The following is a 12,059-nucleotide window of genomic DNA, read 5'->3' as shown; positions in this document are numbered from 1 at the left end:
GGGCTACAGTCATCGCGGCCGGAGATTCGCCCGGCCTGTCTCCGGATAGTCGATCGTATGCGGCCGAGCGCGATCCCGACTAGTGAGACGTCACCCACGATGACCGACGCCAGGCCTCTTTCTCGCTGAGGCGCAGCAGCGGTTCTTGTCCATGAAAGGTGAAGCAATGAAATCTCAACGCGCCGATCGCACGCGGAGGAAGGCTCTCTGCGTGCTGAGCATCTTTCTGGCTGCTGCCGCGCTCGTCGGCTCCGCGGCCCCTGCGAGCGCAGAGGATGCCCCGAGAGCCCGCTTCCCCATCGTCGCCGGAACCGCGATGACGATGCCCGATGGGAGCTACTGCACGGTCGGCGCAGTACTCTCGCGCAGAGGGCCGGGCTCTCTGGTCTCTCCGTATGTAGCTGCGACACGGTACGTCCTCTTAGCCAAGCACTGCGCTCCCGGCATCGATTCCAGTGTCGGCCTGAACTACAAGAAAGTAGGAAGCGTCGTGTGGCAGTCTGCGACCAACGACGTCGAACTCGCCGTGATTCCGCCCTACACGTCTCCGGCGCCGAGGACATGCTTCGGATCCATCCAATCGTGTTTCGCCGGGAGCGCGGTAGAGCCGCGAGCTGCGGGCATGCTCATCATGAGCACGAGAGGCGGAGAACGAGCAGTGCGCATGAGACCGCCGGGCACTCCGGCACCGGGGGAACGCTTCTGCACGAGTGGACAGGAGACCGGAATGAACTGCAACTGGGTGTCGGAGCCGAATCGGCCTGCGCCGTGGAAAGGCAATGAGGGAGTCATGGCCCGATCGACAAACGCTCAAGGGCTCGACCACGGTGATTCCGGGGGGCCCGTGATCAGCGAGGACGGACGGCTGTACGGCATCATCCAGCAGGCGGGCCTCTGGGACTACGCGAACCTCATGCAGTACCTCCCGATCGAGGAGGTCTTTGCTCAGCTCGGTTCCAATTACGTCATCGCACCGCCCCGATGACCGAGTCGCCGCGACATATTCCGCTGAGCCGACCTGCCGGTGGCTGATGGCTCCCTTCCGGAGTGAAAGCGACCGCTGTCACGCATCCTCGGCGCAGCCCGTCGTACGGGGACACTCGAGGTTCAATCCTTGAGGAATCAACCGTCGTGCCTACCGGTCGGAGCTGGAGGGTGGGGAATCGCCTGCAGATCGCACCGGCTCCTGCACATCGCACACGCGCATCCATGAGAACAGGAAAGGCCCCGGCGCGGACACCGGGGCCTTTCTCGCGCGGGGCTGGACTCAGCGGGCCGCGTAGTACTCGACGACGAGCTGCACTTCGCAGGTCACGGGGACCTCGGCGCGCTTCGGCCGACGCAGGAGCGTCGCCTGCAGCTTGTCGATCTCGACCTCGAGGTAGCCCGGGGTCTTGGGGAGAACGTCGACGTGTCCACCGGCGGCGGCGACCTGGAAGGGCTCGGTGCCCTCCGAGCGGGTCTTGACGTGGATGACCTGGCCCGGCTTCACGCGGAAGGAGGGGCGGTCGACCGTCTTGCCGTCCACCATGATGTGGCGGTGGGTGACGAACTGGCGGGCCTGCGCGGTGGTGCGAGCGAAGCCCGAGCGCAGGACGAGGGCGTCGAGACGCATCTCGAGGAGCTCGACCAGGTTCTCACCGGTCAGGCCCTGGGTGCGGCGCGCCTCCTGGAAGGCAATGCGGAGCTGCTTCTCGCGGATGCCGTACTGGGCACGCAGACGCTGCTTTTCTCGCAGGCGGACCGCGTAGTCGGAGTCGGCCTTGCGCTTCGAGCGGCCGTGCTCACCGGGAGCGTAGGGACGCTTCTCGAGGTAGCGGGCGGCCTTCGGGGTCAAAGGGATGCCAAGGGCGCGCGAGAGGCGCGTCTTCGAGCGGGTACGGGACGTGGTCGACACTGTGGTCCTTCCAAGGTCTGAGAGGTTCGGTCGCAGCTCTCGGCCGCCGACTCCGGAAGGAGGGCGGACGCCGCGGTCGTGTCCTCCGCGGGTGCGGAGGAAGGGTGACCGCGGTGGCGGGCTGCGCGATTCAGAGGGATGCGCTGCTCCGCTCGGCTACAGAGCGGTGGGCAACCTCGTAAGACTATCAGGCCGGGAGCATCTGCGCCGGTGCCGAAGCTCGGTCAGCCCCGGCCGCCGCGGATGATGCGCAGCAGCTTGGCCAATCGCGCCGAGACGTCCCGCTCGTTCCCGTGCTCGGTGGGCCGGTAGTAGCGTGCGCCTTGGAGCGCGTCCGGCAGGTACTGCTGCTCGAGCACGCCGAGGTCGGCATCGTGCGGATAACGGTAGCCCTTGCCGTGACCTAAGCGCTTGGCACCGGGGTAGTGCGCGTCGCGCAGATGCGCCGGCACGCGCCCCGCTTTGCCCGCACGGACGTCGGCGATGGCGGAGTCGATGGCGGAGTAGGCGGCGTTCGACTTCGGGGCCGTCGCCAGGTGCACCACTGCCTGCGCGAGCGGGATGCGCCCCTCGGGCATGCCGATGAACTGCACGGCGTCGGCCGCGGCGATCGCGACGACGAGGGCCTGCGGGTCGGCCATGCCGATGTCCTCGGAGGCGGAGACGATGATCCGGCGGGCGATGAAGCGCGGGTCCTCCCCCGCCTCGATCATCCGCGCCAGGTAGTGCAGCGCAGCGTCGACGTCCGAGCCGCGGATCGACTTGATGAAGGCGCTGATGACGTCGTAGTGCTCGTCGCCGTTGCGGTCGTAACGCAGGAGAGCACGGTCCACCGCACGCGCGACCACCTCCGTGGTGATGACGGGCAGCGCGGTCTCCTCTGCGGCGGTGGACGCGGCGGCGTCCTCGTCGTCCTCGTCGTCCTCCACGGCGGACGCCCGCGCGAGGCGGTCGGCCTCGCGCGCCTCCGAGCGGGCCGACGTGGCCGCGGCCTCGAGCGCCGTCAGCGCCCGCCGGGCGTCCCCCGAGGCGAGGCGCACGATGCTCGCACGGGCCTCCTCGTCGAGCACCACGGAGTCGCGCAGCCCGCGCTCGTCGTGCAGCGCGCGGTCGACAAGCACACCCAAGTCGTCATCGCTCAGCGGCTCGAGCGTCAGCAGGAGCGACCGCGAGAGCAGCGGTGCGATCACCGAGAACGATGGGTTCTCGGTCGTTGCCGCGATCAGGATCACCCAGCCGTTCTCGACCCCGGGCAGTAGCGCGTCCTGCTGCGCCTTGGTGAAACGATGGATCTCGTCGAGGAACAGCACGGTCGACGTGCCGTAGAGGTCGCGGGTGGAGAGCGCCTCTTCCATCACCTGCCGCACATCCTTGACACCGGCAGTGACGGCGGAGAGTTCGACGAAGCGCCGGCCGCTGGAGTGGGCCACCGCCTGCGCGAGAGTCGTCTTGCCTGTGCCGGGCGGCCCCCACAGGATCACGGAGACCGCTCCCCGCTCGCCGGTCGTGTCGGCGGCGAGGGCGACCAGGGGCGAGCCGGGCGTGAGGAGGTGGCGCTGCCCCGCGACCTCCTCGAGGCTGCGCGGCCGCATCCGCACGGCGAGCGGAGTCGCCCCGGAGCGGAGCCCGGCCTGCTGCGTGGTCATGCACTCAGCGTATCGACGGCCTCCGACAGAGGATCCGTCCGCCCCTCCATCGGACGGACCCCCAGACCACCGGACGGACCCCCAGACGGAGCCGCGTTTGTCGCGTCTCCGGCACTTCTCGTAGGCTCGACCCGGCCTGCGTGCGCGGGCCACCGCGCCGAAGCCGCGCGGGCGAGAATGTCGGAGGAACATGTGGCCCAGGGCAAGTCGAACGACCGCGAGGCGCGCACCCGGCTCCGGGGCTATCAGGCCCGTCAGAGTCTCCACCGCTCGAGGCAAAAACGGCGCGTGCGCGACAACGTGATCGCGGCGCTCGCCGCTGTCGTCGTGATCGGGCTCGCCGTCGTCGCCCAGCTCCTCTACTTCTCCAGCGGCCCCGGCGCGCCGGTCGCCGGGCCGACGCCCGCTTTGACGCCGACGCCCGCCGCCACGGGCGAGAACACCGGCGATGTCCCCTCCTCCGACATCGCGGAGGGCCGCGACTGGACCGGCACGCTCTCGATCAACGAGGATCCGCTCGGCATCACTCTCGCGGGCGCGGCGGCACCGCAGGCCGTCTCCTCCTTCATCTCCCTCACCCAGTCCGGCTTCTACGACGGTGTCTCCTGCCACCGCCTCACCACAGAAGGCCTCTACGTCCTCCAGTGCGGCGACCCGGACGGAGACGGGACCGGCGGCCCCGGCTACAGCTATGGGCCCGTAGAGAACGCCCCCGCGGACGGCGTCTACCCGGCCGGGACCATCGCGATGGCCCGTCAGGGTGGCAACGGCTATAGCCAGGGCAGCCAGTTTTTCGTCGTCTACCAGGACACGACCCTCCCCTCCGACGCCGCCGGCGGTTACACCGTCCTCGGGCAGGTGACCTCGGGCCTGGACGCGCTGGTGAGCGATGTCGTCGCGAAGGGCACGGTCGACGGCTCGGGCGACGGCGCTCCCGCCGAGCCGGTGATCATCAGCTCCGTCTCCGTCCAGTAACTGCACTCGCCAGGAGCGGCACCCGCGACACCGGCACGGTCCGCCCGCGCGGGGAGTGCAATAGGCTTGTCGTCACTGCTCGTTCGCGGCCGAGCGCGGTCTTCGGCCCTCCGGCCGTCGAGCCCCTTTGGCCGACGACGCGACGGGCACCGAGAAGCACGACATCGAACAGCAAGGTGAGGCTCCGAGCGATGAGTGACCAGCAGCCGTGGGGACGGGTCGGCGACGACGGGACGGTCTACGTCCGCGTCGGCGACGGGGAGCGCGAGGTCGGCCAGTACCCCGATGCGACTCCCGAGGAGGCGCTTGCCTACTACGAGCGCAAGTACACGGAGCTCGCCGGGCAGGTCTCCCTGCTCGAGCAGCGCGCCAAGCGGGGCGCCCCCGCCGGGGACGTCGCACGCACCGTACAGTCGCTGTCCGCGGCCGTCGCGCAGGCGAACGCCGTCGGCGACCTTGAGGCGTTGCAGGCCCGCGTGGACGCACTGAGCGGCTCGGTCGAGGACCTCACCGAGCAGCAGGCGGCGGAGTCGAAGGCCGCGCTGTCGGAGGCGCTCGCCTACCGCGAGTCCATCGTCGCCGAAGCGGAGGCGCTCGCGGCGGTCGATCCGGCGAAGACGCAGTGGAAGCAGGCCAGCGCAGCGATCGACGACCTCTTCGCCCGCTGGCAGAACCACCAGCAGCAGGGCCCGCGTCTGCCCAAGAACGATGCGAACGAGCTGTGGCGCCGCTTCCGTGGTGCACGCACCACGATCGAGCAGAACCGCAAGGCGTTCTTCGCCGATCTCGATTCGGCGCATCGTGAGGCCAAACAGGCCAAGCAGGCGCTGATCGACCAGGCCGAGGCACTGGTGCCCCAGGGCGCCGACGCCATCCCGGACTACCGAGCGCTCCTCGAGCGCTGGCGGGTCGCCGGGCGGGCCGGCAAGCGGTTCGACGACGCGCTCTGGGCGCGCTTTAAGGCGGCCGGCGATGCGATCTACGGCGCCAAGGCCGAGATCGTCGCGCAGGAGAGCGTCGAGTACACCGAGAACCTCGACCTCAAGCTCGCCCTGCTCGAGGAGGCCGAGCCGCTCCTGGAGGAGCAGGACCGTGAGAAGGCGAAGCGCGTCCTGCTCGTGATCCAGGAGCGCTGGGACGCGATCGGCCGGGTGCCGCGGGAGCAGGTGCGATCGGTCGAGGACCGGCTCCGCAAGGTCGAGGCGCATGTGCGCAAGCTCGACGAGGAGCACTGGAACCGCAGTAACCCTGAGCGCAAGGCACGCTCCGAGGGCCTCGCGTCGCAGCTGACCGCCGCGATCCAGAAGCTTCAGGACGAACTCGACGAGGCGAAGGCACGCGGCGACCGCGCCGCTATCGCCCAGGCGCAGGAGGCGCTAGACGCTCGTAGGGTCTGGCTCGACGCGATCGGCTGAACCTGCTCGGGCGATCCCTCCACAGATCCGCCCGTAACGCTCCGGAGGGCAGGCGCATCGGCCAGCATGGCTGCATGCGCCTCCCCTCCGTCCTGCTGCCCGGGCACCTCCCCCTGGCCGAACTCTGCGCCGCCCGGTTGGACGGCGAGCTGATCGCCCTCGACGAGGCGTTCCTCGTCGCCGATCTGCCGATCGGTGCCCCGGAGCGCGGTGCCGCTCTAGGATCGCTGCTTCCTCAGGGATCGGTCGCCGACCGTCTCTCCGCTGCGTGGGTGCACGGCGCGCTGCGCGACCCTCCTCGGGTGCACAGCGCCTCGATCGACCGGCGGAGACGCCTCCAGCCGCCGACGAGCGCCCGTCTGTGCTGCCACGAGGTGCTGCTCGACGAGACCGATGTAGTGCAGCTCGGCGGCACCCCCGTCACGTCCGCGGTCCGCACGATGATCGACCTGGCACGGACGGCGGGCGACGGACGGGTCCTCCAGGCACTGTCGCGAAGCACCCGCACCGGCCTCGGCCCGGTCCTCCAGCGGCTAGAGGACGGCCCCGGAGTCGCCGCGCGGCGGATCGTCGAACGACGTCTGCGGGCGGCGCTCGGCTCGACCCCGCCCGGGGATCAGCCCCCGTTCACCCGATACACGTCATAGACCGCATCAATCCGGCGCACGGCGTTGAGCACACGATCGAGGTGGGTCGTGTCGCCCATCTCGAACACGAAACGGCTGATCGCCAGGCGATCGCTCGAGGTCGAGACGGTGGCCGAAAGGATGTTGACGTGATACTCCGACAGCACTCGCGTGACGTCGCTCAGCAGTCCGGAGCGGTCCAGCGCCTCCACCTGGATCTGCACGAGGAAGATGCTCTTGGAGGACGGCGCCCATTCGACATCGACGATCCGCTCCGGCTCCTTCAAAAGTTCCTGCACGTTGTGGCAGTTCGCCTGGTGCACCGAGACGCCCGCGCCGCGGGTCACGAAGCCGACGATCTGGTCCCCCGGCACCGGGGTGCAACATTTCGCGAGCTTCACCAGGATGTCCGGCGCGCCCTTGACCAAAACGCCCGACTCGCTGCTCCGGCTGCGCGGACGGGGCGAGCGCGGGAGAGTGACCTCGTTCTCGTCCGACTCCGGATCGCCCTGGATGGAGGAGACGACCTTCTCGAGCACCGACTGAGTCGAGACATGGCCCTCGCCGACCGCCGCGTACATCGCCTCCACATCGTTGTAGCGCAGCTGACTGGCCACCTCGGTGAAGGTGTCCTGGCTCATCAACTTCTGCAGCGGCAGGTTCTGCTTACGCATCGCGCGGGCGATGGAGTCCTTGCCCTGCTCGATCGCCTCGTCGCGCCGCTCCTTCGTGAACCACTGGCGGATCTTGTTGCGAGCCCGCGGGCTCTGCACGAAGTTCAGCCAGTCCTGGCTCGGCCCGGAATCGGGGTTCTTCGAGGTGAAGACCTCGACCACGTCGCCCGTGGTCAGCGAGGACTCTAGAGGCACAAGGCGCCCGTTGACCTTCGCGCCCATCGTCCGGTGGCCGACCTCGGTGTGCACTGCGTAGGCGAAGTCGACGGGAGTCGCGCCCGTCGGGAGGCCGATCACTCGCCCCTTCGGGGTGAAGACATAGACCTCTTTCGCGCCGATCTCGAAGCGGAGGGAGTCAAGGAACTCGTTCGGGTCTGTCGTCTCGGACTGCCAGTCGGAGAGATGCGCGAGCCAGGCGAGGTCGGTGTCGTTCGATCCGGAGGTGGGCACCTTACCGGTGGCCATCTGCTCCTTGTACTTCCAGTGCGCCGCGATGCCGAACTCGGCGTGCTGGTGCATCTCATTCGTGCGGATCTGGATCTCGACCGCACGACCCTTCGGCCCCACCACGGTCGTGTGCAACGACTGATAGAGGTTGAACTTCGGCGTCGCGATGTAGTCCTTGAAGCGTCCCGGCATCGGCGTCCAGCGGGCATGGATCGAGCCCAGCACGGCATAGCAGTCGCGAACGGAGTTGACGAGCACACGAATGCCGACCAGGTCGTAGATCTCGTCGAACTCGCGACCGCGGATGACCATCTTCTGGTAGATCGAGTAGTACTGCTTCGGCCGCCCGACGACGCGCCCGCGGATCCGGCCCGCGCGCAGATCCTCGCTGATCAGGTCGATGACGTTCTGCACGAACTCCTCGCGCTGCGGAGTCCTCCGCTTCACCAGGCTCTCGATCTCGTTGTAGATCTTGGGATAGAGCACCGCAAAGGACAGGTCCTCGAGCTCCCACTTGATCGCCTGGATGCCGAGGCGGTGTGCGAGCGGCGCATAGATCTCGAGCGTCTCGGTCGCCTTGCGCGCTGCGGACGCGGCGGGGACGAAGCCCCAGGTACGCGCGTTGTGGAGGCGATCGGCGAGCTTGATGATCAGGACGCGGATGTCCTTTGACATCGCCACGATCATCTTGCGGACCGTCTCCGCCTGCGCACTGTCGCCGTACTTGACCTTGTCGAGCTTGGTGACGCCGTCGACCAGCATCGCGACCTCGTCGCCGAAGTCCGCGCGTAACTCGTCGAGCTGGTAGTCGGTGTCCTCGACCGTGTCGTGCAGGAGCGCCGCCGCAATGGTCTTCGAGCCGATGCCAAGATCGGCGAGGATTTGCGCGACGGCGAGCGGATGCGTGATGTACGGCTCGCCGCTGCGGCGCTTCTGGCTCGCGTGTGCCCGCTCCGCAACGGAGTACGCACGTTCGATCAGCGCGATATCGCTCTTCGGATGGTGCGTTCGGACGGTGCGGACGAGGGTGTCGACCGCACCGGAGGGCTGCGCGCGCGAGAAAATCCGGGGGACCAATCTGCGCAGGGCAGCGGTCGAGGACGTCGTCGTCGTTTCCGTCACGCGGGGATCTCCATCGCCCCATTATCGCCCGTGCGGAGGGTGCCGATGACCGCTGCGCCTCCGGCGAACACGCGCGACGTCAGCCGATACGGCCCGGGTTCCCCTCGCCGTCGACAACGGTGCCGCCCGCAGCGGCCCAGGCGGTCATCCCGGCGTCGATGTTCGCGACCTCGTAGCCGGCTCCGTCGAGCGCCTGGGTGACCATCGCGGAGCGGACTCCGGAATGGCAGACCACCAGAATCGCCGTATCGCCGGGTAGCTCGTCCTGGCGTGCGCCGATCTCTCCCATCGGAAAGTGGTGGGCGGCCGGAGCGTGCCCCGCCATCCACTCGTGCGCCTCCCGCACATCCAGCAGCCAGACCTCCTGGCGCTCGACGAGGCCGATCGCATCGGCGGCGGTGACCTGTGCGTACTCCGCCACGGTTCAGCCCTGCACGGCTGGCGCCGCCGGTGCGGTCGCCTTCGCGCGAGTCGACTCCACGCGCTTGTCGTGCTTCGCGATCTCGCCCTCGTGGCTGCGCAGCTGGGCGTAGAGCGGAGCCGCAACGAAGATCGTCGAGTAGGTGCCGACGATGATGCCGATCAGAAGGGCGAGGGAGATGTCGCGGAGGGTGCCCGCGCCGAGGACGAAAGCTCCGATCACGAGGATCGCGGCCACCGGGAGCGCGGCGACGATGGAGGTGTTGATGGAGCGCACGAGGGTCTGATTCTCGGCCAGATTCACCGTCTCGGAGAACGTGCGTGTCGTGCTGCTGAGCGCCTCAGCCGTATTTTCGCGGATCTTATCGAACACCACGACCGTGTCGTAGAGGGAGTAGCCAAGGATGGTGAGCAGACCGATCACCGCCGCCGGCGAGACCTCGGTGCCGGTGATGCCATAGACGCCGGCGACGATCACGAGGTCGTGCAGGAGCGCGACGATCGCCGCGAGCGACATCTTCCAGGTGCGGAAGTACGCCCACATAGCCAGGGCCGCCAGGACCACGAAGATGACCAGGCCGCGCAGGGCCTGCTGGGTGACGTCGTTGCCCCACGCCGCTCCGATGAAGGAGGAAGCGACCTGCTCGGTGGGTACCGCATAGGCGTCGGACAGCGCGTTGCGGACGGCGGTCGACTCGTCGGTCGAGAGCTGGCCGGTCTGCACGCGAATGGAGTCGTCGCCGACGATCGACACGCGCGGCACGGTCTCGGGGGCGACCGAGGTGACCGCGTCGGTGGCCGTCGCCTGGTCAAGGCTCGACGGCGAGGACACCGTGAACTGCGACCCCCCGGTGAACTCGATGCCGAAATTGAACCCGCCGCGCGCGAGTGTCCCGAGCAGCGTGATCAGAATCAGAGCGAGGGAGACTAAGTACCAGGTGCGGCGGCGGCCGACGAAGTCGATCGAGCGCGCACCGGTGTAGAGGTCGTTTCCGAACTGCGAGAAGCTGGCCATCACGCGTCCTTCCCGTTCGAATCGGTGGAGTTGCGCAGGCCGGCGGCCTCGGCGGCCTTGCGCTCGGCGATGGTCTGGCGCTTAGCGGCCTCCCGAGCAGCGGAGGAGCGCTTGCCGGCGACCACCTGGTCCTGCGGGCGGAACGCCGCCCGGCCGCGGTAGACCGCTCCGAGCGCCCGGGGATCCAGACCCGAGGCCCTGTGCCCCTCGGCGAAGAACGGCCGTGTGGCCATCAATTGCAGCATGGGGTGGGTGAAGAGGGCCACCACGACGAGGTCGATGATCGTCGTGATACCGAGGGTGAGCGCGAAGCCGCGCACGCTGCCGACGGCGAGGACGAAGAGGACCACCGCGGCGAGCAGGTTCACCATGTCGGACGCGAAGATCGTGCGCAGCGCCCGGCGCCAGCCGGCCTCGACGGCGGACTCGAGCCCGCGGCCGTCCCGCAACTCGTCGCGGATGCGCTCGAAGTACACGATGAAGGAGTCGGCCGTGATACCGATCGCGACGATCAGACCCGCGACTCCCGCGAGCGAGAGGCGCAGTCCCTCCCGCCAGGAGAGCAGTGTGACGACAAGGTAGGTGACGACCGCGGCGACCATCAGCGAGGCGATCGTCACGGCTCCGAGCACGCGGTACTGCGCAAGGGAGTAGAGGATCACCAGGATCAGGCCGATGAGGCCCGCCAGCAAGCCGCTGGCCAGCTGCGCCGAGCCGAGCGTCGCGGAGATGCTGTCGGAACTCTGCACTTGGAAGCCGATCGGCAGAGCGCCGTACTTGAGCTGGTCGGCGAGCGTCTTCGACGACGCCTGGGTGAAGGATCCCGAGATCTGCGCGTTGCCGTCGGTGATCGCTGCATTGGTCGACGGAGCCGAGATGACCCGGCCGTCCAGCACGATCGCGAACTGGTTCTGCGCTCCCTGCAGCGCGACGAGGCGCGAGGTCACGTCGCCGAAAGCCTGCGTCCCCTGGTCATCGAAGGAGAGGTTGACGGCCCAGGTGCCGGTGCTCGCTCCTGAGGAGGTGGTCATCAGGCCGTTCGATGCGTCCGAGATGTCTTCGCCGGTGATCTCGACGGGACCGAGCACGTACTTGACCGTGCCGCTGTCGTCGCAGGTGATGAGCGGCTGGTCGGCCGGCGCGAGGTTCGGGTCCTGGTTGTTCAGGAAGGCGCAGTCGAACGAGGTGTACTGGGCTTCGAGCGCCGGCGTGAGGTAGGTGAGGTCGCTCGCGCTGGTGGGCGAGGCGGTCGGCTCCGTCGCGAGGGACGGATCGACCGGGGTCGGTGTGGGCGAGGAGGTCGCGTCGCCGCCGACCGAGCTGTTGGTGGCCTGACTCGCGACGAGCACGGGCCGGAAGTCGAGCTTCGCCGAGGCCTCGATGCGCTGGAGCGTCTCGTCATCGGGAGTACCCGGGATCGAGACGACGATGTTGCTCGAGCCCTGGGTCGTGATCTCGGCCTCGGAGACGCCCGACGCGTCGATGCGCTGGCGGATGATCGAGACGGCCTGGGTGAGCTGCTCGGACGAGACGGTGTCGCCGTCGTTCAGCTGCGGCTGCAGCACGATCTGCGTGCCGCCCTCGAGGTCGAGGGCGAGCTTCGGCGTCCAGGAGCCGCCGCCCCACAGCACGGCCGCCGTGTTGAGTCCGACGAGAGCGAGAATCAGGACACCGAGCCAACTCAGGGAGCGGCGGGCCTTCCGGACGGGGGTTGATGCGGCCACCCAGGGCTCAGCTTTCTCTTCGGTCGACGGTGTTGCGCCCGGGGTCGCCCGGACGCGGAGAAAGGCAGGCAGGCGCCGGTGCGCCCAGCCCGCCCAGG

The 12,059-nt window shown here is 68.6% G+C and carries 10 protein-coding genes; 4 read left to right on the top strand and 6 right to left on the bottom strand.

The genetic code is table 11. From position 1 onward, the window contains the following. Window positions 1-790: 790 nt before the first annotated feature. Window positions 791-985, top strand: coding sequence for a hypothetical protein (locus tag C1O28_RS05255; RefSeq protein ID WP_104275086.1), 195 nt, complete (start codon window positions 791-793; stop codon window positions 983-985). A gap of 282 nt (window positions 986-1,267) precedes the next feature. Here the strand turns inward: C1O28_RS05255 and rpsD are convergent, their stop codons facing one another. Then, the gene (gene rpsD, locus C1O28_RS05250) at window positions 1,268-1,897 is read right to left on the bottom strand and encodes a 30S ribosomal protein S4 (protein WP_068210518.1); all 630 of its coding nucleotides are present in this window, start codon (window positions 1,895-1,897) and stop codon (window positions 1,268-1,270) included. Between the two features lie 224 nt (window positions 1,898-2,121). Then, entirely contained in the window at window positions 2,122-3,543 is a 1,422-nt protein-coding gene (locus tag C1O28_RS05245) for a replication-associated recombination protein A (RefSeq protein ID WP_097167054.1), read from the bottom strand. Between the two features lie 192 nt (window positions 3,544-3,735). Here C1O28_RS05245 and C1O28_RS05240 point away from each other — a divergent pair, with 192 nt between their 5' ends. The 3 genes from C1O28_RS05240 to C1O28_RS05230 all read left to right on the top strand — a co-directional run bounded on the left by C1O28_RS05240 (window position 3,736) and on the right by C1O28_RS05230 (window position 6,580). Next, window positions 3,736-4,518, top strand: coding sequence for a peptidylprolyl isomerase (locus tag C1O28_RS05240; protein WP_243392080.1), 783 nt, complete (start codon window positions 3,736-3,738; stop codon window positions 4,516-4,518). Window positions 4,519-4,709: 191 nt separating this feature from the next. Beyond that, a complete protein-coding gene (locus C1O28_RS05235; RefSeq protein ID WP_097167052.1) occupies window positions 4,710-5,933 on the top strand; it encodes a DUF349 domain-containing protein in 1,224 nt (407 codons plus the stop codon). Between the two features lie 74 nt (window positions 5,934-6,007). Then, on the top strand, window positions 6,008-6,580 hold the full coding sequence (locus C1O28_RS05230) for a hypothetical protein (protein ID WP_097167051.1): 573 nt from the start codon (window positions 6,008-6,010) through the stop codon (window positions 6,578-6,580). Here C1O28_RS05230 and C1O28_RS05225 read toward each other — a convergent pair. From C1O28_RS05225 to secD, 4 genes are all read right to left on the bottom strand, one after another. Beyond that, entirely contained in the window at window positions 6,550-8,802 is a 2,253-nt protein-coding gene (locus C1O28_RS05225) for a RelA/SpoT family protein (RefSeq protein ID WP_097167050.1), read from the bottom strand. The genes C1O28_RS05230 and C1O28_RS05225 overlap by 31 nt on opposite strands. Before the next feature lie 79 nt (window positions 8,803-8,881). After that, a complete protein-coding gene (locus tag C1O28_RS05220; protein ID WP_097167049.1) occupies window positions 8,882-9,223 on the bottom strand; it encodes a rhodanese-like domain-containing protein in 342 nt (113 codons plus the stop codon). Window positions 9,224-9,226: 3 nt separating this feature from the next. Continuing rightward, a complete protein-coding gene (secF, locus tag C1O28_RS05215; protein ID WP_097167048.1) occupies window positions 9,227-10,237 on the bottom strand; it encodes a protein translocase subunit SecF in 1,011 nt (336 codons plus the stop codon). Then, window positions 10,237-11,961 carry a protein translocase subunit SecD gene (gene secD, locus C1O28_RS05210; protein ID WP_097167047.1) on the bottom strand — a complete coding sequence of 575 codons (1,725 nt, stop codon included), beginning with the start codon at window positions 11,959-11,961 and terminating at the stop codon, window positions 10,237-10,239. Before secD ends, secF begins: the two co-directional genes overlap by 1 nt. Between the last annotated feature and the right edge of the window lie 98 nt (window positions 11,962-12,059).

This window comes from Rathayibacter rathayi, from assembly GCF_004011095.1.
Taxonomy (GTDB): domain Bacteria; phylum Actinomycetota; class Actinomycetes; order Actinomycetales; family Microbacteriaceae; genus Rathayibacter; species Rathayibacter rathayi.
This window is presented reverse-complemented; position numbering and strand designations above follow the sequence as displayed.

Excerpts from the sequence above, each read along its gene's own strand:
- C1O28_RS05255 (WP_104275086.1), top strand. The coding sequence starts at position 791 with ATGGCCCGATCGACAAACGCTCAAGGGCTCGACCACGGTGATTCCGGG.
- C1O28_RS05245 (WP_097167054.1), bottom strand. The coding sequence starts at position 3,543 with ATGACCACGCAGCAGGCCGGGCTCCGCTCCGGGGCGACTCCGCTCGCC.
- C1O28_RS05235 (WP_097167052.1), top strand. The coding sequence starts at position 4,710 with ATGAGTGACCAGCAGCCGTGGGGACGGGTCGGCGACGACGGGACGGTC.
- C1O28_RS05230 (WP_097167051.1), top strand. The coding sequence starts at position 6,008 with ATGCGCCTCCCCTCCGTCCTGCTGCCCGGGCACCTCCCCCTGGCCGAA.
- secF (WP_097167048.1), bottom strand. The coding sequence starts at position 10,237 with ATGGCCAGCTTCTCGCAGTTCGGAAACGACCTCTACACCGGTGCGCGC.